A 23,467-nucleotide genomic window follows, 5' to 3' on the forward strand; every position below is an offset into this window, starting at 1 on the left:
GACATTTTCATGATCCATTTTATTCTATAATCATTGACCAAAATATAATTTTTGGTCAAAATTTGGTCAAAATTTGGTCAAAAAAACAAAAAATACTAATTTATTTTTAAAAATGAATTTGTGATGACTGCCTTTAAATAAACACTTTGCATATTCTTTGTCTTTCTTTACATTAGTAAAAATGCCCCCTGCAGGAATCGAACCTGCAACTACTCCTTAGGAGGGAGTTGTTATATCCATTGAACTAAGGGAGCTAGAGAAAAACTCTGCCGAATAAGCAGAGTTTTTTGGTCGAATTAACGACGGATTTCTTTAATACGAGCTGCTTTACCTTGAAGAGCACGCAAGTAGTACAATTTCGCACGACGTACTTTACCGTAACGAACAACTTCGATCTTTTCAACACGTGGAGTGTGGATTGGGAAGATACGTTCAACACCTACACCGTTAGAGATTTTACGAACTGTGTAGTTTTCTGAGATGCCAGCACCTTTACGTGCAATAACAACACCTTCAAAAATCTGGATACGTTCACGGTTACCTTCGACAACTTTCGCGTGTACACGAACAGTGTCACCAGGACGGAATGATGGGATATCAGTACGAAGTTGACCTTCTGTCAAGCTTTGGATTAATGGATTCATTTTATTCTCCTATCTTTGTCAATCTTGAGGAAGCTTCCTCAGCGGATAAACTGTATTTTTGTGCGTCCATTACACACAAGATACAGTTTACCAAATTTCTTAAAAAAAGTAAAGAAATTTACAGTAAAATTCCTAAAAAAATAGCAAGCAAACCACCTAAGTAGGTCAAGAGAAAATAACTGTAAAAGACCTTCTTATCAGCCAAGAGTTTTTGGAGTTCATCATTCAAGGTTGAAAAAGTGGTTAGACCTCCACAAAATCCTGTGGCAAGGATAAGATAGACTTCTTTAGACTCCACATGATTGTAAAATAAACCGATCAAAAAACAGCCCAGTAGATTAGCTATGAGAGTTCCTAGAGGCAGTACTGAACCCTGATTATAACGTGAAAAGAAATAACGCACAAGGGCACCTAGTCCACAAGCAAGCGCTAGATATAATACTACCATTTCTTCCTCCCTAAACAATAAGCCAATAAAAGTCCTCCACCAATGCTCAGAACTAGATAGATTACTAGACTTAGGTAAGAACCTGTATCCAGCAATTTCACGCCATCTAACATGAGGCTTGAAAAAGTCGTTAATCCTCCACAGAAGCCAGTTCCAAGCGCTAAAATGACACCTTTACTGCTTCCCTTATAAACCAAATAACCTTTGACAAGATAGACTAAGCAGAAAATTCCTACATAGTTAGCAAAGAGAGTTCCCCATGGAAAATCTGGACTGGCTGGCAACCATCTCGAAATCTGATATCGGGTAAGTCCTCCTAGCATGGCAGCTAGAAAGATTCCTAATGGGTAAAATTGTTCTTTTTTCATTTGATATTTTTATCCTGATAATCGCGCGAACGTTTGAGAATATCAGAAAAAGTCTCAACGATTGTCTCTTCGTATTTTTTATTGCTGACACGATTTCTGACCTTCTCAAAGATAGCTTCTTCTCTTTTAGTATCTAGAATAGCTTTTCCTGAAGCTTTTTTATAAGCAACTACCCCCTCAACTAGATGCATTCTTTCTTCTAAGAGTTTTACAATTTGGTCATCAATTTGATCGATTTCTCGTCTAATAATATCTAAATCCATAGAGTCTCCTTCATTATTTGAATGATTGTATCAAAAAGCTTCTAAATGGGCTAGTACATTCCTAAGGACAACTAACAAAAACTGCACTGACAACTTTCATCAGTGCAACTTCATGCTTATCCTACTTTAGCAGCCAATTCTTCTGCAAATTGTTCCAAGCGTTCGATATCTTCTTCTTCTGCAGAGAGATCCACTTTGACACACTCTGATCCCTTTTCAGCTCCTGTTGCCACAAATACACGATCAAAGTCATCAACAGCTTTACAGAACTCATCGTAGAAAGTATCGCCTGATCCTACCACACCGTAGATTTTGCCACTCAAGTTAAGATCTGCTAGGTCTTCGTAGAAGTCCATCATCTCATCTGGTAACTCTCCATCACCGTAAGTGTAGGTTGCAACGATCGCGATATCAGCTTCAAGAAAGTCAGATGCGTCAACAGTTGTACACTCATCAACATCCACCTCTAAGCCCAATTCACGCAATTTATCTGCTACAATATCTGCAATTTCTTCGGTATTACCGGTCATACTGGCAAATACAATTTTTGCTAATGCCATATCGTCCTCCTCCATTTATCTTTCTCCATTATATCACATCTTTTTCATTTTAAAAATAAAAACTCTTGTGCTACAATGAAATAAGAAAGAATTGAGGTCACTTATGGAAATTTGTCATCAAATTTTAGAAAAAATTAAAGCATACGATACCATCATCATTCACCGTCACATGAAACCGGATCCTGATGCCTTAGGAAGTCAGGTTGGACTCAAAGCACTTCTGGAACACCATTTCCCAGAAAAAAATATCAAGGTAGTTGGTTATGATGAGCCAACCCTAACATGGCTTACAAAGATGGATCAGGTAGAAGACAAGGATTATCAAGGTGCGCTTGCTATCATCTGTGATACAGCAAATACCGCTCGTATCGATGATAAACGTTATACTAATGCTGAAACCATTATTAAAATTGATCACCATCCAAATGACGAAGTCTATGGAGATCTTGTTTGGGTAGATACCAACTCTAGCAGTGCCAGTGAGATGATTGCTCTCTTTGCTGAAGCAACTAACCTAGAATTATCTGACTACGCTGCTAAAATGCTCTGTGCTGGAATCATGGGCGATACAGGCCGTTTCCTTTATCCTTCTACTTCTGCTCGTACCCTTCGAATTGCTAGTAAACTAAGAGAACATAACTTTGACTATGCTGAATTAACACGTAAAATGGACACTATGAGCTTTAAAATCGCTAAACTTCAAGGTTATGTCTATGATCACCTAGAAGTTGATGAAAATGGTGTCGCACGTGTCATTCTAACTCAAGAAATTCTAAAAACATATCAAGTAACAGACGCAGAAACAGCAGCCATTGTTGGTGCTCCAGGTCGTATTGATACTGTTAACCTTTGGGGAATATTTGTGGAACAAGCAGATGGCCACTATCGCGTTCGACTTCGCAGTAAATTCGTTCCAATCAATAGTGTTGCAAAAGAACATGATGGTGGTGGTCACCCACTTGCAAGTGGTGCTAACTCCTATAGCCTAGAGGAAAATGAAGTCATCTACCAAAAATTAAAAAACTTACTGAAAAAATAGATAAAAAGCTTGCCAAACTTAGCATAATCTGTTAGACTAGTATGGTAACAATCTATGGCTCGCAAAGAGACCATGGCAGAAAGGAAATATTGCAAAATGAAAAAAGATATCCATCCAGAATATCGCCCAGTTGTCTTCATGGACACAACTACTGGTTACCAATTCCTTAGCGGTTCAACAAAACGCTCTAACGAAACTGTTGAATTCGAAGGCGAAACTTACCCATTGATCCGTGTGGAAATTTCATCAGACTCACACCCATTCTATACTGGACGTCAAAAGTTCACTCAAGCAGATGGACGCGTGGATCGTTTCAACAAAAAATACGGTCTCAAATAATCATAAAAAGAACAGTTCCGACTGTTCTTTTTTTTGTTTCTTCAAATTAGGAGTCAACCACAACTGCTGTACCACTACAAGTGACCATTAGCATACCATTTTCAGCCCCTAAAGTTTCATAGTCCATTTTTATACCTATAATAGCATTTGCTCCACGTTCACTTGCACGCTCCATCATTTCTGCTAGAGCTTCTTCCCTAGCTTGAGTCAATTCACCTTCATAACTACTAGCTCGTCCTCCAAAAACATTACGGAAGCCAGCAGCCATATCTTTGAACATATTAACGCCAGCAACCACTTCACCAAAGACGATTCCTTTGTAGGCTAGGATTTTCTTGCCTTCAATTCCCGTAGTTGAAATAATCATCTTCACTTCCTCCTGACTTCTTTTATATAATTGTAAACCCTTTCACTAACTCTGTCAAGAAATACTATAAGGGGCTCAATACTTGAAAGGAGACTCTTCTAACCATCCTTATTTGCTATCCATTTAGTGCCAATTGTATGGATGATGGCCTAAATCTTTTCTTTGCAAGCCTAACTTGAGATAGGCTTATCGGCTTCACCATTCTTACAAATAGTAGATCTTAGAATCTATGACTGATATAGAAGATACTGTTCTCTCCTGCCCCCTTTTTGCCCCAAAACTACAAAAAAAGCCTATCGACCAAGCTAGAAAGCTTGATACAATAGGCTTTTTCTAAATTCATTATTTAACAGCGTCTTTAAGAGCTTTACCAGCTTTGAATGCTGGAACTTTTGAAGCTGCGATAGTGATTTCTTTACCAGTTTGTGGGTTGCGACCTTTACGTGCTGCACGCTCACGAACTTCGAAATTACCAAAACCGATCAATTGAACTTTTTCACCAGCTGCAAGGTAATCAGCTACTGCTGCAAATACAGCATCAACTGCTGCTGCTGAGTCTTTCTTTGTCAATTCTGTAGCTTCTGCTACTTTAGCGATCAAATCTTGTTTGTTTGCCATGTTAATAATTCCTCCAAATATTTTCTAATTAACAATTACAATCATATCCTAAATTCTCTTGTAGGTCAAGTCAAAAACGCTATTTCTTGCTATTTTCTTTATTTTTTTAGGACTCGTATCTGACCAAAATAGCCCAAGCATTTTCACCTGTATGGGTCTGAATAATAGAACCTGTTTCAAGTACAGAGATTGGTTTTTCAACGAATGGTTGTAAGATTTCTTTCATCTCTTCTGCCCAGTCCCGAGTTCCAGAATAGGAAATACCAATTTCTGCAACAGAACGCTCTGACAGTTTTGAAACCAGTTCATCCAACCACTTCTTAAAGGTTTTAGCTCCACGTCCTTTAACGATTGGTTGCAATTCATCATTTTTCATCTGCATAACTACGCGGATATTTAATAGAGAGCTTAAAAGACCTGTCACTCGGCCAATACGACCACCTTTAACAAGGTTTTCCAAGGTAGAAACCCCAATATAGAGCTCTGTGTTCTTCTTCACTTCTTCAACATGAGCCACAATTGTCTCAATGTCTTGTCCTTCTTGAGCTAACTTAGCTGCTTCAACCACTTGAAATTTTAGGGCTTGATCAGTAAAGGAACTATCCAATACGGTCACATTAGCCGTTGACAAACTTGCACCCTGACGAGCTGCTTCGACAGTTCCTGATAAGGCATGAGACATATGAATAGCTAAAATTTGACTATCGTCTTTACTCAACTCATCAAAGATCTCAGCAAAGAGTCCAACAGGAGGTTGACTTGTTTTAGGCAGATTTTTACTCTCTTTCATCAAGCGAAGAAATTCCCCTTCTTCAAGATCAGCATCCGAATAAAGAACACTATCAATCATTACAGAGAGCGGAACGACGGTAATATTTAATTCTTTGACCACTTCTGGTTCAATGGTAACAGAAGAATCTGTTACGATTTTTACTTGTGTCATAATTCAAATCTTTCTATATTTCACTTTTTGAGTGAGTTTTTTCAATTTAACTATAACAATTATATCAAAAAAAAGCTAAAAATTCATACTGTATCTATTCATTTTTAGGATGGAATTTATAGATTTTTAAATCTTTATTTTTATAAAAATAGTCGCCTGCTAAGACGACTACTGTTCATTTATCATAAACGTTCATACAATTCCTGCATCTGTATGTCATCAGGAACCAACTTGAGATAGTGTTGAATTTGTTCTTTTGCTTCTTCAAACCTTCCAAGTTCGCGTAATAGATGAATGTATTGCTCTAAAAACTCAGGATTTTCCTTGAGTTCTGGAACCAATGCCTGATAAGCTTCATAAGCAGCATCCAAATCTTCAGTTTCTTGGTAACTTCGTGCAATCATCCACTTAGTCAAGAGATTTTCTGGCTCATATACTTCTAAGGCTAGAATATCCTCATACTGTTCTTGCTCCTGATACATGGTTGCTAGTCGCAAGAGGATTTCTTCTTGGTCTTCCGCATCTTCTTGGGCTTGAAGAAGATAAGCTTCCGCCTGTTCAGGTTGATGCAATTCGTAAGATAATTGTGAAGCAAGGAGCAGTAAACGTGTCTCGAATGGATTTTTTGCCAAACCTTGTTGCGCTACTTTAAGAGCTTCTTCTGTCTGGTGTTCCTTATGTAGAGCCTGACTGTAACCATATTCATACCCTTCAAAATCTGGAGAAATAGTATCCAGCTGTTTAAAATATAAAACTGCCTTTTGATATTCCTCTTGATCAAAGTAAAGACTTGCTAATTCAAATGCAGTCTGATCTTCATACTCTAACTCTAAAGCTTTTTCTAAAAACTCTATGGCTGATTCAAACTTTCCAAGTCGAGCATAGGCAGTTCCAATTCGTTGATAGGTCGAAATCCCTATCTGCTCATATATTTCGCGATTATCCAGTTGAGCATAGCCCTTAATCGCTTCTAAATCATTTCCAAGTTCACTATCTAACTCTGCTAGCCCAAAAATCAATAGAGGATCATCAGAGTAATTAAGAGCTTCTAAGAGCTTTTCGCGAGCTACATCCGTCAATCCTTCCATTTGATAGAAATCAGCCTTTAAAACAAGCGCAGATACATAAGAATCGCTATTGGGTTGAATTTCTTCTAGATAGGCAAACGCTTCTTCAATTTGTCCGTCTTCGCTTGCGATACTAGCTAGATTGAGATTTACTTCTGGAAATATTGGAGATAGTTTTTCATAGATTTGACGAGCTTGTGGATAAAAACCAATACCTTCTAGATAATAAGCCAGTTCCAGAAGAAAATCATCCGAGTCTTCTACCAAGGCTTTTTGAAAATAGTGATCAGCTCTTGTTAAATCTTGCTGATCCAAAGCTTCAAGCATTTTTTGACTATTGCTCACCTTCAACCTCCTCTTCTAATTCATACAAACCACTAACTTTTTTATACCATTCAAAAATCGCTGAAATAACAACTTTTGCTGAAGCATAAACAGGAATTCCTAATAGGACTCCCCAAACACCAAACATAGAACCAGACGTCAACAAAACAAATAGAATCGTGATTGGATGGATGTTTAATTGACTACCTAAAATCAATGGAGATACAAAACGACCTTCAATTGTCTGCTCTACGATAAAAACGATAATAACTTTCAAGAGCATAACTGGTCCAGCAATTAAACCCAAGACCAGAGCTGGTAGCATGGCAAGGAAACTTCCAAGATAAGGGATAAGATTTAAAACCCCTGCAGTAATTCCAAGAGTCACTGCATATCTCAAACCAATAATCTTAAAGAAGATGATAAACATAATTGCTACGATAACAGCAACAGTAATTTGTCCTCTAACATAGTTAGAAAGTTGTTGGTTCACATCCGTTAGAACCTTACCTACTGGTTCTCTCAATTTATTAGGTAAGAATTGAGTGATATGATCTCTCAAACCTTTTCCATCTCTAAGGAGATAAAAGAGCATAAAGGGCATGATAATCAAAGCAACAATGACTTGTGACGTTCCACTAATAAGAGCACTCACCCAGTTCACAGCTTTTGATGAAATATTACTTGCCCAAGCAGTTGCTTGTGTTGAGAATTGAGCCAGAACCTGTTCTAGTTGAGGTCTAAAGTCATCTGGTAACCGCTTAGTTACAAGATCATCAATAACTCTATCAGCATCTTCGAGATAATTTGGTACATTTTGCGCAAAAATAACTACTTGACGTTGAAGATTTGGAATCGCAACAGCCAGACCAATAATCAGAAGTATAGCAATAATGACAAAGATAATACTAATGGCTAAGACACGATTTATCTTGTACTTCTCCATCAAATCCACCAGTGGGTTTAAGAGATAAAAAAGCAATCCTGATAAAATAACAGGCAACATGACCACTGATAAAAAATCAACGACAGGGATAAATAAAAAACTAATCTTACTTAAAATAAAAATATTGAGACCTAGTAACAAGGCTACCAAAAATACAGTAACAGCCTTATTATCTAAAAACCATTTAAAAAACCAAGATAAATTAAAATGCTTCTCTTTTTGTTCCATATCTACTTCCTTTCCTTTGTCTTTTCATTATACCATTTTTACAGGGAATAAACTGTTTTTAAAGTGTTGAGGTTACGATTGAAAACTCTAAAAATCCATCTTGCATTTTACTAATTTTATACTTAGAAGTTTCATTGTTTTCCCTACCATTCTCTTCAGGTTTCCCAATTTATGATATAATAGAAACATCTTTATTTAGAGGTATAGATATGATTGAAACAATTTATTTCGGAACCTACACTCGTCGCTTATCCCAAGGGATTTATCAAGCTGATTTTGATACAGAGACTGGGCAATTATCAAATCTTAAACTATTTGCTACTGAACCAAGTCCTACCTATCTTGCATTTGATCAAGAAAATCACCTCTACACAGTCGGTAGCAAAGATGGACAAGGTGGAATTGCTGCCTATCAAACTGATGGTACTTTGCTTAACCATGTTGTAACAGAAGGTGCCCCTCACTGTTATGTTGCTGTTGATGAAAAACGTGGCCTAGTATACGGTGCTAACTATCATAAGGGACAAGTTCTGGTCTATAAACGAAAAAAAGATGGTAGTCTTGAATTGGCTGATACAGTTCAACATAGCGGTCATGGTCCTCATGAAAATCAAGCTTCTCCACATGTACACTTTACAGATTTAACCCCAGATCAGTATTTAGTGACTTGCGACTTGGGTACTGATGAGGTTACTACCTACGATGTCAATCCAAAAGGAAAACTAAATAAGCTAGCTACCTACAACTGTAGTCCTGGCGCTGGTGCACGTCACCTTGTTTTTCACAACCACTACAAAATTGCTTATCTGATCTGTGAACTCAATAGTACAATTGAAGTATTGATTTATGATGGCGTTGGTGCATTTGAAAAAATGCAGGTTATTTCTACTCTTCCTGAAGGATTTAATGACTTTAATGGAACTGCTGCTATTCGTCTCTCACAAGATGGAAAATACCTGTACGCATCAAACCGTGGTCATGATTCTATTGTAGTTTACACTATTCTCGCTGACGGTAGTTTAGAATTGTTGGAATTCGTTCCTACAAACGGGAAAACTCCTCGAGACTTTATTCTCTCACCAGATCAAGAATTCCTCATCGCCGTTCACCAGGATTCTGATAATGCAACTGTCTTTAAACGTAATCCAGAGACTGGTCGTCTTGCAGAACTTTCCAATGATTTCCACGTTCCCGAAGCAGTTTGCGTTACATTTTAAATCATAACCACCCGTCTAACGGGTGGTTTGCACCAGGGCTATAAGCCCAAATTACCAGCCAGCGCCTAAAGACGCTGGCTTTCACGTTGTTCAAGCCTCATTGCTCTTGACTCGTCACTTGCCTCTTAAAGAGGCGTGAGTATTACTTACCACTATCCCTAAAGGGATCCTCATATTATTTCACACTTAATTTATCTAGTGCTATATCATGCTTTTACTGATCTTGTATGTATTTCCTTATCGTGGCTTCATTAAGCCCTACTGTACTCACATAATAACCTTCCGCCCAGAAATGCCGATTTCCAAACTTATATTTCAAATTGGCGTGTTTGTCAAACATCATGAGTGCACTCTTACCTTTTAAATAACCCATAAAACTCGAAACACTTATCCTTGGTGGAATACTTACTAACATATGTACATGGTCTGGCATTAAGTGTCCTTCGATAATTTCAACACCTTTATAACTACACAAGCGATGAAATATTTCATCTAAACTACTCCGATATTGATTATAGATGACTTTTCGTCTATACTTAGGGGTGAACACAAAGTGATACTTACAGTGCCACTTTGTGTGTGATAAACTATGAGACTTTTATACCATGGTTTTCTCCTTTCGCTTTACAATTGGCTTGAACAACTTTATTGTATCGCGTTTGGAGTTTTTTTGGTATAACCTTAGACGCGCACCCGCATAGCGGGTGGTTTATTTGTCTCGCACCTCACGGAGCGAGACGGACTAATAGTCACATAATATAAAAAATGAACTTGATTCTCAAATCAAGTTCATTTTTTTATAGTTTATTTCCGACATTGATTCGGTTAATAGCACGTTGTAATGCAATCTTAGCACGACGCTCTTGGTCAATCAAGTGTTTGTCTTGTGCTTCTTCGATTTCACGTTCTGCACGAAGTTTGGCACGTTCTGCACGGCTAATATCGATATCACGAGCACGCTCAGCTGAGTCTGCAATAATGGTAATGACATCATTAGCAATCTCAATGATTCCTCCGTTTACTGCTATCCAGTTGACATGAGAATCATCATCAAGACGTTTGACTTTAACTTCATCAACTGCTAATACCGCAATCATATTTTGATGTCGTGGCAAGATCCCCATCTCACCATCCAGAGTTCGAACCGATACAAAGCTGGCATGGTGATCATAGACGAGGCCATCTGGTGTCACGATCTGGACAGTTAACTGAGCCATAGATCACCTCTTAAAATCCCATTTTTTCAGCCTTAGCGATAACATCTTCGATTGAACCTACTCCACGGAAGGCATCTTCTGGGAGATGATCGTGTTTACCGTCAAGAATTTCCTTAAATCCACGAACTGTTTCAGCTACTGGAACATAAGAACCTGGTTGACCAGTAAATTGTTCCGCAACGTTGAAGTTTTGTGAAAGGAAGAACTGAATACGACGGGCACGAGCAACCAAAGTCTTTTCTTCATCAGAAAGTTCATCCATACCAAGGATGGCGATGATATCTTGCAACTCATGGTAACGTTGAAGAACACGTTTAACCTCAGCCGCAACTGCATAGTGCTCTTCTCCAACGATTTCAGGTGCCAAGGCACGTGAACTTGAAGCAAGTGGATCAACGGCTGGGTAGATACCCAATTGAACCAATTTACGTTCCAAGTTGGTAGTTGAATCCAAGTGGGCGAAGGCTGTTGCTGGCGCTGGGTCAGTATAGTCATCCGCTGGCACGTAGATAGCCTGGATAGAGGTTACAGAACCTTTCTTAGTTGAAGTGATACGTTCTTGCAATTGACCCATTTCTGTTGCGAGGGTTGGTTGGTAACCAACGGCTGATGGCATACGACCCAAAAGGGCAGATACTTCTGAACCAGCTTGTGTGAAACGGAAGATGTTGTCAATGAAGAGAAGAACGTCTTGGCCTTCTACATCACGGAAGTATTCAGCGATTGTCAAACCAGTAAGAGCAACACGCATACGTGCTCCTGGTGGTTCATTCATCTGACCAAATACCATGGCTGTTTTCTCGATAACGCCTGATTCTTTCATTTCCCAGTAGAGGTCATTCCCTTCACGAGTACGTTCCCCAACACCTGTAAATACTGAGATACCACCGTGTTCTTGGGCAATATTGTGAATCAATTCTTGGATCAAGACAGTTTTACCGACTCCGGCACCACCGAAGAGTCCGACTTTACCACCTTTAAGATAAGGGGCAAGAAGGTCGATAACCTTAATCCCTGTTTCGAGGATTTCTGAAGAGGTAGACAACTCATCAAAAGTAGGTGCTTTTTTATGAATTGGCTGGCGTTCCGCGTCTTCTCCAAAAGGAGCTTCCAAGTCAATGGTATCTCCCAAAACGTTGAAGACACGTCCCAAGGTTTCTTTACCTACTGGTACAGAGATTGGACGACCTGTGTCCAATACTTCCATTCCACGAGTCAAACCATCTGTTGATTCCATGGCGATGGTACGAATCATACCATCCCCCAACTCTAAGGCTACTTCAAGGACGATTTTTGTTTTCTTTTCGTCATTTTTGTAGACGACAAGTGCATTGTTAATCTCAGGAAGTTTTTCCCCTGCTGCAAACAAAACGTCTACAACGGGTCCGATAACCTGAGCAATTTTACCTGAACTCATCTCCTTCTCCTATTCTATATAAGATACTGTCGGTTCCTAGTTTTGCTAGGTCCTAAGTTCATTGATATGAGCAGGATGGCTTTATTCTAAAGCGCTAGCTCCTGCCACGATTTCTGTGATTTCTTGTGTAATCGCCGCCTGTCTGGCACGGTTATACTGGATTGTCAAATCATTAATCACTTTTTTTGCATTATCAGTCGCTGTTTGCATGGCTGTCATACCAGCAGCATTTTCAGCTGTCTTGGCATCAATAATAGCACCATAAATCATACTTTCTGCAAACTGAGGCAATAGTTGATCCAAGATTTCTTCACGACTTGTTTCAAGGTCAAATGTCAAGCTATAGTTATCATCTGCTTCATTTGGATCCAAGTCCACGATTGGAAGCATCTGCTCCACACGCATTTGACTTGTCAGTGTATTAACGTGGTGGTTGTAACAAACATAGAGCTCATCAAAAAGTTCGTTTTGATACATTTCAATCGTTTTTGTAATAATCTTACGAACTTCATCAAAGCTTGGTTGGCTTGCAAGTCCACGCAATTCATAGATTGGTTGAATACCGCGTGATTTGAAGAAATCGGCTCCCATACCACCAATACAGATGACTTCAAAATCATCACCTGAAGGATGGTATTCTTGCTGAATTTCCATGACAGCTTTTAAGATTGAAGAATTATATCCTCCAACAAGACCACGGTCAGATGTAATGACGATATAGCCTGTTTTTTTGACGGGGCGACTGATCAACATAGGGTTAGTTGATCCGCCTGCACCATCTCCGTGGAGGATGTCTGTAACTAGTTTACGCACTTTTTGTGCATACACTTGGAAGTTACGAGCTGCTTCTTCAGAACGACCTAACTTAGCTGCAGAAACCATCTGCATCGCGTTAGTAATTTGACTAGTATTTTTTGTTGAGGCGATTTTTGTTTTAATATCATTTAGAGATACTGCCATCTGACACCTCTATTCTTATTGGAAGCTTGATTGATTGAGAAACTCAGTAATCGCAGCATCCAAGACTGCTTCATCTGGCAAGTCTTTTGTTTCACGAATGGTTTCCAAAATTTCAGGATGTTGAGCATCAAAGAACATATGGAACTCTTCTTCGAAACGAACGATATCGTCTACAGGAATTGTATCCAAGAAACCATGGGTCAAAGCATAGAGAATAGTAACTTGTTTCTCAACAGGTAATGGTTTGTGAACAGGTTGTTTCAATACTTCTACAGTACGACGACCACGGTTCAATTTAGCCTGAGTAGCCGCATCCAAGTCAGAACCAAATTTAGTGAAGGCTTCCAACTCACGGTATGAAGCAAGGTCGATACGGAGTGTACCAGCAACTTTCTTCATGGCCTTAATCTGAGCAGAACCACCAACACGAGATACGGAAGAACCTGCATCAATAGCTGGACGGATACCTGCATTAAAGAGACTATCACTTAGGAAGATTTGTCCATCCGTAATAGAGATTACGTTTGTAGCGATATAGGCTGAGATATCTCCGGCTTGTGTCTCGATAAATGGAAGAGCTGTAATAGATCCACCACCAAGTTCATCCGAAACTTTAGCTGAACGTTCAAGTAGACGGCTATGAAGGTAGAATACATCCCCTGGGAAGGCTTCACGACCTGGTGGACGACGGAGCAAGAGAGAAAGTTCACGATAAGCTACCGCTTGTTTAGATAAGTCATCATAAACAATCAATACGTGCTTACCTTGGTACATAAATTCTTCCGCCATAGCAACCCCTGCATAAGGTGCAAGGAAAAGCAATGGTGAAGGTTGTGAAGCTGACGCTGTCACGACGATTGTGTAATCCAAGGCTCCGTACTGACGAAGTGTTTCTACTTGTGTACGAACTGTTGATTCTTTTTGACCAATCGCTACATAGATACAAATCATATCTTGACCTTTTTGGTTCAAGATTGCATCGATAGCAATGGTAGTTTTCCCTGTTTGACGGTCACCGATAATCAACTCACGTTGTCCACGACCGATTGGAACAAGGGCATCAATAGCTTTCAAACCAGTTTGCAATGGTTGTGATACTGATTTACGTTGCATAACCCCAGGAGCTGGCGCTTCAACTGGACGAGTTTTGTTTGTGTCGATTGGACCAAGCCCATCTACTGGACGACCAAGTGGATCCACGACACGTCCAATTAAGCTATCACCAACTGGAACTTCCATGATTTTTCCTGTACGACGAATAGTATCGCCTTCGCGGATATCTGCAAAGTCTCCAAGGATGATAATACCAACATCTGTTGATTCTAAGTTTTGCGCCATACCATAAGAGCCGTTTTCAAAAATCAACAACTCTCCACTCATGGCATTTTCAAGGCCATGAGCACGCGCAATTCCGTCCCCGATGTAGGTTACAACACCAGTTTCAGTCACATCAAAATTGGGTTTGAAATTTTCAATTTGTTGCTTAATTAAAGCGCTGATTTCTTGTGCGTTAATTGCCAAAAGAACACCACTTTCTATTTCAAATTTTCCTTAACAACTTTAAGTTGTTGTTTAATACTAACATCAATTGTCTTGTGATTGGCGATAATAACAAAACCACCGATTAAACTATCGTCGATTTCTTCTTTAATGCTACGCACTTTTAAAGACATCTTTTTCTCGATAATTGGAAGCAAACGTTTTTTTTGTTCATCCGTTAGAGGATGAGCAGACATAATCGTTACTTCAAAACGATTCGTTTCTCTCTCAAGACGGTTTAAACAATCTACAATCACATCATAAAAAAGATTTGATCGATGATTGTACAACAGAACTTGAATGAAGTTTTGTAATAATGACGATGCAGAATCTTGGAAATAACTGACTGTTTTTTCCTTGTCAGACTCATCAACATCTACCTGAGCCAAAAAAGAAGGCAAGGCTGTTTCTTCAGCGACTTGCTTAATCTGAGTCAAGTCTGAGAAGATAGCATCTTCTTCTCCTTTTTCAATCACCAATTGGACAAAAGGCATGCTGTATTTTTCAATTACCTTTACTGTCTTTTTGTCCATTAAGCTTCTCCTAGCTGATCGATATACTGATCAATGAGTTCTTTATGGGCATGACCGTCAAGGTTTTGTGAGATAATTTTTCCAGCTAGACTAACTGTCAAATCTGCTACCTCACCTTTAACGCTTTGTAAAGCCTCAGCTTTGTTTTGCGCAATTTCTTGGTTAGCTTTTTCTTTCAAGCGGCCAGCTTCTAGCTTGGCTTCAGCCAGAATATCTGATTTGCTCTTTTCAGCTGTCTCCTTAGCATTTTCGATGATAGTTTTAGCTTCGCTTCGGCTACCTGCTAATTCATCTTCACGCTTTTGAGCAAGAGTTTCTGCTTTTTGACGAGCTTGTTCAGCACCATCAATATCAGCAGCAATCTTTTCAGCGCGTTCTTCGAAGACACTTGTCAAGTTTGACCATGCGAATTTTTTGACTAAGACGATCAAAAGGATAAAAGAGCCAGCAATTAAAATAAAGTTACCAATCAATTCACCTACTGTTACGTGCATCATTTACTCCTTTCTACTCTTCATCATTAATTTTATTTCCTAGATACATAGAAGACAAGACTGTGAATACATAGGCCTGAACACAGGAAATAAACACAGAAAATGCCGTCCAGACAAGATTGGTAACAAATGCGACTGGATACCAATAAAGTGCCTGATGAGAGAGAGTAATAAGCAAGCTTGCCATCACTTCTCCGGCAAAGATATTCCCGAACACCCGCAAAGCAAGTGATAGGAAATTCGTGACTTCTTCAAGGAGATTCATCGGTGTCATGAAACCTGGGGTTACAAAACCTTTTAGATATTTTTTAACACCGCGACGACGAATTCCTTCAATATGGGTCATCAGGATAATTCCGAATGACAAGGCCAAGTCAAACTGGAGATTTGCTGTTGGCGATGTCCAAAGGTTTGTCCCATCTGTAGTTTGAAGTTTCGCCATCAAACCAAGATTATTTGCGATAACCATAAAAAGAAATAAACACAAGTAAAAGAGTGAGTAATCTTTCATGTACCGTGAACCTACGTTAGGTTCTGTAAATCCGACTACAAAGTCATAGAGATACTCTAGTACATTTTGCTTTCCTTTGGGTTTTACAGTCATATTGCGACTTGCCCAATAGATAAAGCCAAAAATAAGTGCCACCGACAACAAAGTCAATGCTGTCAAGGTTAAATCAAAGGTAACAGGACCAATATTGATGGTTGGATTGATACTTTCTTCCATCTAGAATCCTCCCTTTTCCATTTTATACTTCTCTTTATTTGATGATAAATGAAAATACGAGAGTTACAAAGAATGTTCCTTCGATAAAGGCAATCCCCATGATCATCAAACTACGCAATTGAGGGATGATATCTGGTTGGCGTGCTGCAGATTTGAACAAACCGTTCATCAAAAATCCTTCTGCAAGAGATACACCCATACAGGCAAGACATAGACCGAAAAATGTTAAATTCATGACGAATTCTCCTTTTTTAAATAAATTTACTTCCCTAGTTTAGTCCTAAAATTTGCTTTTGTCAACTTTTTACTAGCATTGAAAGCGTTTCTAATCATTTATTTCTAATTTTGCGATTTTCAAGACAATTATATAGAAAATTTTAATGTCTTTTCAGGTTATTTTCCTTATCTTTCCTGTTTTTCTGAAAATAAAAATCCAAGTTTTACAACCTGGATTTATCGTTTTTTATTTGAAATAAATTGAATGGTGGCTCTGGCAAGCTGGATTAAAGAGTGCTGCACAATAAGGACAGCTCCCCTTTTCTTTATACTCCTCATAAGTTAGGGTCTTCTTACAGGAACCACATAAGATGGGTTTATCCTGTTTAAGTCTTAAAGGGTAGGGAGAAAATGTGTGCGACTCTAGTTCATTGTGACACTGATAACAGGCATAGTATTTCTGACACTCATAACACTGGAGCGCTACGATATCTTTATCACTATGGTAATGAACACATCTGCTTTCATCGTCTACTAGTAATCCCTGAGCGTGAAGCATTCTTTTTCCTTATCTAGGCACGAACAGTAACGCTGGTTCCATCTTCTTTGTAAAGATTAATCAAACCTTCTTTCAAAGCACGGACCATATCACCTGCTTGTACTGGTTGTGGAACCTTGATGGTTAAAAGTTCCATTGGGTTTGGTGCACGGTCAATCTTGTTACCTTTGGCATCATGAAGGTCTTCGATATAAGTTTCAAAATGGCGGAAACCTGGGCCATAAAACTCAACTTGGTCACCTTCGTTGATAACATTACGTTGGCGAATAGTTGCTGTTTGCGTCGCATCATCATAAGCTACTACTTCAGCAACAAACTTGTATTCTGGAATCTTACGACGAGCACCGAACAGTTGTTCATTTTCAGATGGTGTCCCATAGTAGAAACCTGTAGCCAATTCACGTTGGGCAACCTTCCACATTTCATCAATCAAGTCTTGCTTGATAGCTTCAAACTTTTCAGGACTTTCGAGGTAGGCATCAACGGCAGCCTTGTAGCAGTTTGTCACTGTTGAAACATAGTGGATAGACTTCATACGACCTTCAATTTTAAGACTGTCCACACCATTTTCAATCATATCTGGGATATGGTCAATCATAGACATATCAACCGCAGACATGGAGAACTCTTCAGGAATTTCTCCCTTGAGGCTCTTACGTTCTTTACCAAATGGCATATCATAAAGGTCATATTTCCAGCGACAAGACTGTGAACATCCACCACGGTTGGCGTCACGCATACTCATATGGTTAGAAAGAGTACAACGACCAGAGTAAGAAATACACATCGCACCATGTACAAAGGCTTCGATTTCTACATCTGTACGTTTGCGGATTTCTGCCAACTCTTCCATAGAAACCTCACGCGCCAAAACGACACGCGTCAATCCAAGTTCTTTCCAGAATTCTAGTGTTTCATAGTTAGTCGCACTAGCTTGTGTAGAAAGGTGGATTTCAAGACCTGGTGCTTCAGTTGCCGCAATCATAATCAAGGCTGGGTCTGATACGATGACCGCTGCAATTCCGATATCACGCAATTTACGGAACCATTCTCCTGCACCTTCTTCATTTCCTTCGTGCATAACCATATTAGCAGCCACATAAACTTTAGCGCCATACTTAGCCGCGAACTGAACTCCTTCTTCCATTTGTTCGAAAGTGAAGTTTCCCGCACGGCTACGTAGACCATAGGCCTGACCACCGATAAAGACAGCATCTGCTCCGTATTGAACAGCTACTTTTAGTTTTTCTAGTGTTCCTGCAGGTGATAGAACCTCAGGACGTTTCAAAGTTTTTGTCATTTTTTCTCCTATTTGCAATATAAAAGTTTGACACCAATCTTAACTATTTTATAGTAAACAGGATTCAAAATCAAGCCTTGAATGATTGTTTAGACAATTTTAATGTTTAGTTTTCTCTGAAAACGTTATTGAACAGTTTCAACATTCCAAGTAGTCCATCCCTTGAAACGAATGGCGCCCTTTTGATTCGTTTGGTATATCGAATTCCCAAGTTCTTGGTTACTTTCCCCATTTTTTTCTTTGAATTTTTTCTTCTTGTCTACCGAAATGACCGTGATTTTAGGGTGTACATTTTTGAAGATTTCGTTATCTGTCTTTTTCTTCGATGCTTGCTGATGAGTTATCACTACATCTGCTTGGAGTTTTGGATAATGACTCGTTAAAAACTTCTCCTCTATATTTCCAGTAACTAGAAAGGTTTGGTTTAGTAACTTTCCATACATTGTAATTGAATCATTTTTATCCTTATTTTGGGTAGCGATAACTTCTAAACTATTCCCAAAAATAGGTAACTGCTGTCCTGTTTTGATAGCACCTACCTTGACTTTGCTCTCCTTCAGCTTATCCATAAATTCTCTCTTAGATAAAGTTTCTTCAGTTACTAGAATCTCTCCAAGCTCGACGGCTTTACTGATTTCTAACACATGATCTAACTGTTTAGTATCACTAGTCGTTAGAACCAGCTGATCAATCTTGGCCACTCCTCGACTTTTCAGATAAGGAATTAAACTACGTTTGGCATTGCTGGTAATAGCTTTCTCCTGCCAGACTTCTTTCTTTTCAACTGCTAGCTTTTCACCAACATCCAGTAGTATGGTCTTCCCTGTCATGTCTCTTAGGAAAATGCTTCGTCCCTGTTCCATATCTAGGACTGTGATTTCATTCTCTAGTGGATGTTTGGTTACTAAAAAGAATGAGATGGCAACTATGACAAGCATAGATAGTTTTTTCAAATTCTTTCGATAGTCATAGATGAGAGCTAAAGTAATCAAAAGAAGGATTAAAATCCAAAGACTCGGTTGGCCGAAAACAAGGGGCCTAGTAGATAGCTGAGAAATATAGCGTATGATATTTTCTAGCCATTCAAAGAGAAAGTTGAACTGGGTGATGGGATATACAAATGACAGACAGAAGAGAATCGATAAAAGTGGCAACAAGACCATATCAAATAAGAAAGAAAAGGCAAAAGTTAGGAGAATAGACCACGGTTGAAATTCTGAAAAATAAAAAGATAAAATTGGCAGAATTCCCAAGGAAATAATACAACTCTCCCTAACCAGTCCTTTTATCCCTGCTACTTCCTCACCAGTCATTGTCAGGATAAAGGCATAAGCACAGGAAAGAACCCCTCCAGCTGTTAAGAAAAAGTTCGGCATGATTAAAAATAGAATAAGAATTGTCAAAGCAAAATTATCCAGTGACTTAAAGCCATGCTGAGCCAAGATCTTTTGTAAAAGACTTCTAATCACAGATGCTGAAAAACCTGTCATGCCTGCATAGAACAAAGAAAAGGGATAGGCAAGCCATTTGAACTTCTCTTGAGTCAAGCCCAAACGTAAGAGTGATTTTTTAAAAGCATTCATAAAGAATCCTACTTGCATTCCTGACAAAGCAAATAGGTGAATAATTCCGAGGCTAGAATAGAGTTCATTCATTTCCTCAAAATCTGTGTCCAAGTGCCCTAATAAGAGTCCCGTCATATAATTGCGCATGGGGTCAGGAAAATTCCTTTTTATCCAGACAACTGCTTTTCTTCGCAAACTGGATAGATTTTCTCCTATATCCCAACTAGAAATTTGCTTTAATTCGACAATTTCCGATATAGTTAAGGTCTGATAAATCCCCTGTGTTTTTAGATAGTTTCGATAATCAAATCCAGCAAAATTACTGGCTCCTTGAGGACTAGCTAACTTGCCTTTCAAAACTATTTCAGGTAGTTCAGATAAGTCTTGAAATTTTTTCTTTTCAGATTCTGACTGGAGTTTATAATAGACCTGAAAGAGTCTGCCCTCAGCCTTGCCACGAAAAGATAAGCTATCACCATTTACTTTGATGGTATCCGGTAATATTCGCACTGTATCAACCGTGTCTACAAGATTCCGATTGGCTTCTTCTTGCTGCCATTTTTGAAAAATAAACCAACTCCCAAATATGCTGCAAATCAAGAGGACCTTAGTCACAGTTTTCCATGGAAATTGGAAAAAGAGGCAGACTAGTAAAAAGACAAAGCCCAAAAGTGCTAAGACACTTGCTGAAAAAATTGCATAGTAGAACCAGAGCAAAAGAAAACTGAGATAGATTTTTGGAATTGGAAAGCGACTAATCCACTGTAACATACTCTTTTAACTTTTCTATCGTTTTTGCACCAATACCAGAAACCTTTTTGAGCTCATCAACTGACTTAAACTTACCGTTGGAATCACGATGGTCGATAATATCTTGAGCACGTTTAACACCTAAACCTTTGACTTGCTTCAGTTCCTCTATACTGGCTTTATTAAGGTTGACTTTCTTATTTTCTTTGGTGTTGGAAGCATTTGAATATGCCTCTTGGCTTGTAGCTTCTTCCTTAGTCGGGACATAAACAAGTGCTTCATCACTAATTCTCTGAGCAAGATTGATAGACTTACTATCAGCATTATCTGTCAATCCACCAGCTTTTTGAACAGCATCATTGATACGACTTCCAACTGGTAAATCATAAATTCCAGGTGATTTGACAGCACCTTTGACATCGACAGTAATCAGATCTTGCCCCACCACTTCTTCCTTCTGATTTCCATCTTCCTTTTCATCCGTCGAATCCTTTGGAACAGCTGTAACTTCAGTCTGCACCTTTGTTTCCTTAGCAGGTGCTTGAGCGACTGGCTTTAGCAGGAAAAATCCGCCTAAGACCAAGCCCAAACCAGCACAGATAACAATGATTTTATATTCTTGGATTTTCTCAATAAGTTCTTCCATATTTTCTCCTCTCTTACTTTATTCGTAAGAGAAAGAAAAAACAGCTGAAAAATCTTTTCAACTGCTTACTTATTTGCAAAATAGTCTTCCTTGGTCAAAACATAATGTACACGTGTTACAATTCGTCCCGGTTCTTTATTATCCATTCTGGCATAGGGTTCTTCGTGAGAAAAGCGCATGCCTGATTTCTCCATGACCTTTCCTGACGCAGGATTATCCTTATCGTGAAGGGCTGTCAACTTATTCATTCCGATTTCTTCAAAGGCCAGTTCAATGACGGCACGATTGGCTTCAGTTGTCAAACCTTGATTCCAATATTTTTGATGGATAATGTAACCAATGGCTGCCTTTTTAAGAACAGTATCAACCTTGTGCAGGTCAATAGTTCCGATAAACTCTCCACTATTTTTTAGTTCAATACCCCATCGGCCCAAGGGATTAGCTAGATAAAATTGGGCAATATTATTCTTGGTTTCCTCTAAACTTTGATTGGTTGGAAAAGTATAGCGTGTATTTTCCTGGTTTGAAGCATATTCAAACATTGCTTCTGCATCATCAAGTGTTACTGGTCTAAGTACTAATCGTTCTGTTTCGATTATTGGATGCTTCGCTAGTTTGATAAATAGTGATTCCATGATTGCCCCTCCCAAAATAGGTTGCTAAAAGAATAACATAAAAGAAATAGGTTTACAAGTTTTTCTTGCAATTTAAAACGGTTTCATATACAATAAAGTCATCACAAAAACTCTGACGAATGATGTGATACATAAATTGAAACAGCTTAATAGAAAGTGAGTTATCCTATGTTAATTGGAATTCCAAAGGAAATTAAAAATAATGAAAATCGTGTTGCTTTGACACCTGCTGGTGTACAGAGTCTTGTTGGTCGTGGTCACCGAGTCCTCATCGAAACAAATGCTGGACTTGGTTCAGGATTTACTGATGCTGACTATGAAAAGCAAGGAGCAGAAATTGTCGCAACTGCTGCTGAAGCCTGGGCTGCAGAATTAGTTGTTAAAGTAAAAGAACCCCTTGCTAGTGAGTACCAGTTCTTGCGTGAGGATTTACTACTTTTCACCTACTTACATATGGCAGCGGCTCCAGAATTGGCTGATGCTATGCTTGCAGCTAAAACAACTGGTGTTGCTTATGAGACAGTCCGTGATACTCAAGGACAACTCCCACTTCTTGTTCCAATGAGTGAGGTAGCTGGTCGTATGGCAGTCCAAATCGGTGCTCATTTCTTGACGAAACAAGCTGGTGGTTCAGGAGTTCTACTCGGTGGTGTCCCTGGTGTTCCAAAAGGAAAAGTAACCATCATCGGTGGTGGTGTTGTTGGTACACATGCAGCCCGCATTGCGCTAGGTTTGGGAGCTCAAGTAACCATTCTTGATATCAGTGCTAAACGCCTCTCTGTCCTAGAAGATGTCTTTGGTCACCAAATCCAAACCCTCATGTCTAACCCATTTAATATCGAAGCAAGTGTACGTGAAGCAGACGTTGTTATCGGTGCTGTCTTGATTCCTGGTGCCAAAGCTCCAAAATTGGTGACAGATGAAATGGTACAACAAATGCGTCCTGGTTCTGTCATCGTAGACGTTGCTGTTGACCAAGGTGGTGTTATAGCGACAGCTGACCGTGTGACAACTCACGATGAACCAGTCTATGAAAAACACGGTGTTCTTCACTATGCCGTTGCTAACATTCCTGGAGCAGTTGCTCGCACATCTACGATTGCCCTTACTAATGTGACTCTTCCATATATCGAAGCCTTGGCAGGAAAAGGATTTAAGAAAGCTATCCTAGAAGACGCAGGCTTGCTTGAAGGTGTGACAACCTATCAAGGATACCTCACCAGCCAGCCTGTTGCAGAAGGCTTGGAACGTGACTTCACTTCAATCAGTGAACTGGTCTAAAATGATTTACATATTAAAACTACAAAAATAAGAAGCTACATAAAAACTAGCTTCTAAATCTCAAAAACGAGCATTTCCGTTCTTGGAGATGCTCGTTTTCTCATGTCATGGTTTATAATTTAAATTTTGATAGACTCTAGTTTCTAATCAATGTGATCATTATTTGTCAATACTAACCCTTTCAATCAATTCATTAGTTGTCTAAACTAAGTCTATTAATAAATCCAAAAAGAGTACCAATAGTAAAGTAAACTAAA

Annotated in this window: 27 protein-coding genes, 1 tRNA gene and 1 pseudogene; 4 read left to right on the forward strand and 25 right to left on the reverse strand. The window is 39.0% G+C overall.

The genetic code is table 11. The features are described from left to right. Positions 1-182: 182 nt before the first annotated feature. The 6 genes from QM374_RS07110 to QM374_RS07135 form a co-directional block, all read right to left on the reverse strand. Positions 183-254: transfer RNA gene (locus tag QM374_RS07110), tRNA-Arg, on the reverse strand. A gap of 42 nt (positions 255-296) precedes the next feature. Continuing rightward, positions 297-644 (reverse strand): 50S ribosomal protein L19, encoded by a 348-nt coding sequence (rplS, locus tag QM374_RS07115; protein WP_001068669.1) that lies wholly within the window; start codon positions 642-644, stop codon positions 297-299. A 118-nt stretch (positions 645-762) separates the two neighbouring features. Beyond that, positions 763-1,092 (reverse strand): fluoride efflux transporter CrcB, encoded by a 330-nt coding sequence (gene crcB / locus QM374_RS07120; protein WP_414311306.1) that lies wholly within the window; start codon positions 1,090-1,092, stop codon positions 763-765. After that, positions 1,086-1,460 (reverse strand): fluoride efflux transporter CrcB, encoded by a 375-nt coding sequence (crcB, locus tag QM374_RS07125; protein WP_414311307.1) that lies wholly within the window; start codon positions 1,458-1,460, stop codon positions 1,086-1,088. Before crcB (QM374_RS07125) ends, crcB (QM374_RS07120) begins: the two co-directional genes overlap by 7 nt. Next, entirely contained in the window at positions 1,457-1,723 is a 267-nt protein-coding gene (locus QM374_RS07130; RefSeq protein ID WP_301559311.1) for a chorismate mutase, read from the reverse strand. Before QM374_RS07130 ends, crcB (QM374_RS07125) begins: the two co-directional genes overlap by 4 nt. Before the next feature lie 116 nt (positions 1,724-1,839). Further along, the gene (locus tag QM374_RS07135; protein ID WP_001162134.1) at positions 1,840-2,283 is read right to left on the reverse strand and encodes a flavodoxin; all 444 of its coding nucleotides are present in this window, start codon (positions 2,281-2,283) and stop codon (positions 1,840-1,842) included. A gap of 103 nt (positions 2,284-2,386) precedes the next feature. On the opposite strand from QM374_RS07135, the gene QM374_RS07140 reads away from it, so the two are divergent. Both QM374_RS07140 and QM374_RS07145 read left to right on the forward strand, forming a co-directional pair. Beyond that, positions 2,387-3,322 (forward strand): DHH family phosphoesterase, encoded by a 936-nt coding sequence (locus QM374_RS07140; RefSeq protein ID WP_414311308.1) that lies wholly within the window; start codon positions 2,387-2,389, stop codon positions 3,320-3,322. 96 nt (positions 3,323-3,418) lie between these two features. Then, positions 3,419-3,661, forward strand: coding sequence for a type B 50S ribosomal protein L31 (locus QM374_RS07145; protein ID WP_000710764.1), 243 nt, complete (start codon positions 3,419-3,421; stop codon positions 3,659-3,661). A 46-nt stretch (positions 3,662-3,707) separates the two neighbouring features. Here the strand turns inward: QM374_RS07145 and QM374_RS07150 are convergent, their stop codons facing one another. The 5 genes from QM374_RS07150 to QM374_RS07170 form a co-directional block, all read right to left on the reverse strand. After that, positions 3,708-4,028, reverse strand: coding sequence for a heavy metal-binding domain-containing protein (locus tag QM374_RS07150; RefSeq protein WP_371559117.1), 321 nt, complete (start codon positions 4,026-4,028; stop codon positions 3,708-3,710). A 342-nt stretch (positions 4,029-4,370) separates the two neighbouring features. Beyond that, positions 4,371-4,646, reverse strand: coding sequence for an HU family DNA-binding protein (locus QM374_RS07155; protein WP_001284633.1), 276 nt, complete (start codon positions 4,644-4,646; stop codon positions 4,371-4,373). A 106-nt stretch (positions 4,647-4,752) separates the two neighbouring features. Beyond that, complete coding sequence (locus QM374_RS07160) at positions 4,753-5,589, reverse strand: DegV family protein (protein WP_414311309.1); 837 nt, start codon at positions 5,587-5,589, stop codon at positions 4,753-4,755. Between the two features lie 182 nt (positions 5,590-5,771). Next, the gene (locus QM374_RS07165; RefSeq protein WP_414311310.1) at positions 5,772-7,001 is read right to left on the reverse strand and encodes a tetratricopeptide repeat protein; all 1,230 of its coding nucleotides are present in this window, start codon (positions 6,999-7,001) and stop codon (positions 5,772-5,774) included. Beyond that, positions 6,991-8,154, reverse strand: a complete 1,164-nt coding sequence (locus QM374_RS07170) for an AI-2E family transporter (RefSeq protein WP_301559315.1) — start codon at positions 8,152-8,154, stop codon at positions 6,991-6,993. Before QM374_RS07170 ends, QM374_RS07165 begins: the two co-directional genes overlap by 11 nt. Before the next feature lie 209 nt (positions 8,155-8,363). Here QM374_RS07170 and QM374_RS07175 point away from each other — a divergent pair, with 209 nt between their 5' ends. Continuing rightward, positions 8,364-9,371, forward strand: coding sequence for a lactonase family protein (locus QM374_RS07175; RefSeq protein WP_414311311.1), 1,008 nt, complete (start codon positions 8,364-8,366; stop codon positions 9,369-9,371). Positions 9,372-9,588: 217 nt separating this feature from the next. On the opposite strand, the pseudogene tnpA reads toward QM374_RS07175, so the two are convergent. The 14 genes and pseudogenes from tnpA to QM374_RS07245 all read right to left on the reverse strand — a co-directional run. After that, positions 9,589-9,921: pseudogene (gene tnpA, locus QM374_RS07180) on the reverse strand (IS200/IS605 family transposase); the annotation flags it as partial. 247 nt (positions 9,922-10,168) lie between these two features. After that, positions 10,169-10,588, reverse strand: coding sequence for a F0F1 ATP synthase subunit epsilon (locus QM374_RS07185; protein ID WP_414311312.1), 420 nt, complete (start codon positions 10,586-10,588; stop codon positions 10,169-10,171). Positions 10,589-10,598: 10 nt separating this feature from the next. Further along, positions 10,599-12,005: a F0F1 ATP synthase subunit beta gene (gene atpD / locus QM374_RS07190; RefSeq protein ID WP_000094353.1), complete on the reverse strand. Its 1,407-nt coding sequence runs from the start codon at positions 12,003-12,005 to the stop codon at positions 10,599-10,601. 81 nt (positions 12,006-12,086) lie between these two features. Next, positions 12,087-12,965: a F0F1 ATP synthase subunit gamma gene (locus QM374_RS07195; protein ID WP_045763457.1), complete on the reverse strand. Its 879-nt coding sequence runs from the start codon at positions 12,963-12,965 to the stop codon at positions 12,087-12,089. A gap of 15 nt (positions 12,966-12,980) precedes the next feature. Further along, complete coding sequence (atpA, locus tag QM374_RS07200; protein WP_414311313.1) at positions 12,981-14,486, reverse strand: F0F1 ATP synthase subunit alpha; 1,506 nt, start codon at positions 14,484-14,486, stop codon at positions 12,981-12,983. 14 nt (positions 14,487-14,500) lie between these two features. Then, complete coding sequence (locus QM374_RS07205) at positions 14,501-15,037, reverse strand: F0F1 ATP synthase subunit delta (RefSeq protein ID WP_414311314.1); 537 nt, start codon at positions 15,035-15,037, stop codon at positions 14,501-14,503. Beyond that, complete coding sequence (gene atpF / locus QM374_RS07210; protein ID WP_315638980.1) at positions 15,037-15,531, reverse strand: F0F1 ATP synthase subunit B; 495 nt, start codon at positions 15,529-15,531, stop codon at positions 15,037-15,039. The genes QM374_RS07205 and atpF overlap by 1 nt, the downstream gene beginning before the upstream one ends. A 13-nt stretch (positions 15,532-15,544) precedes the next feature. After that, positions 15,545-16,258, reverse strand: coding sequence for a F0F1 ATP synthase subunit A (gene atpB / locus QM374_RS07215; RefSeq protein WP_000392856.1), 714 nt, complete (start codon positions 16,256-16,258; stop codon positions 15,545-15,547). A 34-nt stretch (positions 16,259-16,292) separates the two neighbouring features. Next, positions 16,293-16,493, reverse strand: a complete 201-nt coding sequence (locus tag QM374_RS07220) for a F0F1 ATP synthase subunit C (RefSeq protein WP_001054552.1) — start codon at positions 16,491-16,493, stop codon at positions 16,293-16,295. Between the two features lie 228 nt (positions 16,494-16,721). Further along, entirely contained in the window at positions 16,722-17,033 is a 312-nt protein-coding gene (locus tag QM374_RS07225; RefSeq protein ID WP_414311315.1) for a CHY zinc finger protein, read from the reverse strand. A 13-nt stretch (positions 17,034-17,046) separates the two neighbouring features. After that, positions 17,047-18,333, reverse strand: coding sequence for a peptidase U32 family protein (locus tag QM374_RS07230; RefSeq protein WP_000169115.1), 1,287 nt, complete (start codon positions 18,331-18,333; stop codon positions 17,047-17,049). Between the two features lie 125 nt (positions 18,334-18,458). Then, entirely contained in the window at positions 18,459-20,669 is a 2,211-nt protein-coding gene (locus QM374_RS07235) for a ComEC/Rec2 family competence protein (RefSeq protein WP_315638978.1), read from the reverse strand. Then, positions 20,653-21,294, reverse strand: a complete 642-nt coding sequence (locus QM374_RS07240) for a helix-hairpin-helix domain-containing protein (RefSeq protein ID WP_049549324.1) — start codon at positions 21,292-21,294, stop codon at positions 20,653-20,655. Before QM374_RS07240 ends, QM374_RS07235 begins: the two co-directional genes overlap by 17 nt. A 65-nt stretch (positions 21,295-21,359) precedes the next feature. Beyond that, positions 21,360-21,929, reverse strand: a complete 570-nt coding sequence (locus QM374_RS07245) for a GNAT family N-acetyltransferase (protein ID WP_049549323.1) — start codon at positions 21,927-21,929, stop codon at positions 21,360-21,362. Positions 21,930-22,097: 168 nt separating this feature from the next. Here QM374_RS07245 and ald point away from each other — a divergent pair, with 168 nt between their 5' ends. Continuing rightward, positions 22,098-23,210, forward strand: coding sequence for an alanine dehydrogenase (gene ald, locus QM374_RS07250; protein WP_049549322.1), 1,113 nt, complete (start codon positions 22,098-22,100; stop codon positions 23,208-23,210). The last annotated feature ends 257 nt before the right edge of the window (positions 23,211-23,467 follow it).

It is taken from the genome of Streptococcus infantis (assembly GCF_047465525.1).
Taxonomy (GTDB): Bacteria; Bacillota; Bacilli; order Lactobacillales; family Streptococcaceae; genus Streptococcus; species Streptococcus infantis_R.

Excerpts from the sequence above, each read along its gene's own strand:
- rplS (WP_001068669.1), bottom strand. The coding sequence starts at position 644 with ATGAATCCATTAATCCAAAGCTTGACAGAAGGTCAACTTCGTACTGAT.
- crcB (WP_414311306.1), bottom strand. The coding sequence starts at position 1,092 with ATGGTAGTATTATATCTAGCGCTTGCTTGTGGACTAGGTGCCCTTGTG.
- crcB (WP_414311307.1), bottom strand. The coding sequence starts at position 1,460 with ATGAAAAAAGAACAATTTTACCCATTAGGAATCTTTCTAGCTGCCATG.
- QM374_RS07130 (WP_301559311.1), bottom strand. The coding sequence starts at position 1,723 with ATGGATTTAGATATTATTAGACGAGAAATCGATCAAATTGATGACCAA.
- QM374_RS07135 (WP_001162134.1), bottom strand. The coding sequence starts at position 2,283 with ATGGCATTAGCAAAAATTGTATTTGCCAGTATGACCGGTAATACCGAA.
- QM374_RS07140 (WP_414311308.1), top strand. The coding sequence starts at position 2,387 with ATGGAAATTTGTCATCAAATTTTAGAAAAAATTAAAGCATACGATACC.
- QM374_RS07145 (WP_000710764.1), top strand. The coding sequence starts at position 3,419 with ATGAAAAAAGATATCCATCCAGAATATCGCCCAGTTGTCTTCATGGAC.
- QM374_RS07150 (WP_371559117.1), bottom strand. The coding sequence starts at position 4,028 with ATGATTATTTCAACTACGGGAATTGAAGGCAAGAAAATCCTAGCCTAC.
- QM374_RS07155 (WP_001284633.1), bottom strand. The coding sequence starts at position 4,646 with ATGGCAAACAAACAAGATTTGATCGCTAAAGTAGCAGAAGCTACAGAA.
- QM374_RS07160 (WP_414311309.1), bottom strand. The coding sequence starts at position 5,589 with ATGACACAAGTAAAAATCGTAACAGATTCTTCTGTTACCATTGAACCA.
- QM374_RS07170 (WP_301559315.1), bottom strand. The coding sequence starts at position 8,154 with ATGGAACAAAAAGAGAAGCATTTTAATTTATCTTGGTTTTTTAAATGG.
- QM374_RS07175 (WP_414311311.1), top strand. The coding sequence starts at position 8,364 with ATGATTGAAACAATTTATTTCGGAACCTACACTCGTCGCTTATCCCAA.
- QM374_RS07185 (WP_414311312.1), bottom strand. The coding sequence starts at position 10,588 with ATGGCTCAGTTAACTGTCCAGATCGTGACACCAGATGGCCTCGTCTAT.
- atpD (WP_000094353.1), bottom strand. The coding sequence starts at position 12,005 with ATGAGTTCAGGTAAAATTGCTCAGGTTATCGGACCCGTTGTAGACGTT.
- QM374_RS07195 (WP_045763457.1), bottom strand. The coding sequence starts at position 12,965 with ATGGCAGTATCTCTAAATGATATTAAAACAAAAATCGCCTCAACAAAA.
- QM374_RS07205 (WP_414311314.1), bottom strand. The coding sequence starts at position 15,037 with ATGGACAAAAAGACAGTAAAGGTAATTGAAAAATACAGCATGCCTTTT.
- atpF (WP_315638980.1), bottom strand. The coding sequence starts at position 15,531 with ATGCACGTAACAGTAGGTGAATTGATTGGTAACTTTATTTTAATTGCT.
- atpB (WP_000392856.1), bottom strand. The coding sequence starts at position 16,258 with ATGGAAGAAAGTATCAATCCAACCATCAATATTGGTCCTGTTACCTTT.
- QM374_RS07220 (WP_001054552.1), bottom strand. The coding sequence starts at position 16,493 with ATGAATTTAACATTTTTCGGTCTATGTCTTGCCTGTATGGGTGTATCT.
- QM374_RS07225 (WP_414311315.1), bottom strand. The coding sequence starts at position 17,033 with ATGCTTCACGCTCAGGGATTACTAGTAGACGATGAAAGCAGATGTGTT.
- QM374_RS07230 (WP_000169115.1), bottom strand. The coding sequence starts at position 18,333 with ATGACAAAAACTTTGAAACGTCCTGAGGTTCTATCACCTGCAGGAACA.
- QM374_RS07235 (WP_315638978.1), bottom strand. The coding sequence starts at position 20,669 with ATGTTACAGTGGATTAGTCGCTTTCCAATTCCAAAAATCTATCTCAGT.
- QM374_RS07240 (WP_049549324.1), bottom strand. The coding sequence starts at position 21,294 with ATGGAAGAACTTATTGAGAAAATCCAAGAATATAAAATCATTGTTATC.
- QM374_RS07245 (WP_049549323.1), bottom strand. The coding sequence starts at position 21,929 with ATGGAATCACTATTTATCAAACTAGCGAAGCATCCAATAATCGAAACA.
- ald (WP_049549322.1), top strand. The coding sequence starts at position 22,098 with ATGTTAATTGGAATTCCAAAGGAAATTAAAAATAATGAAAATCGTGTT.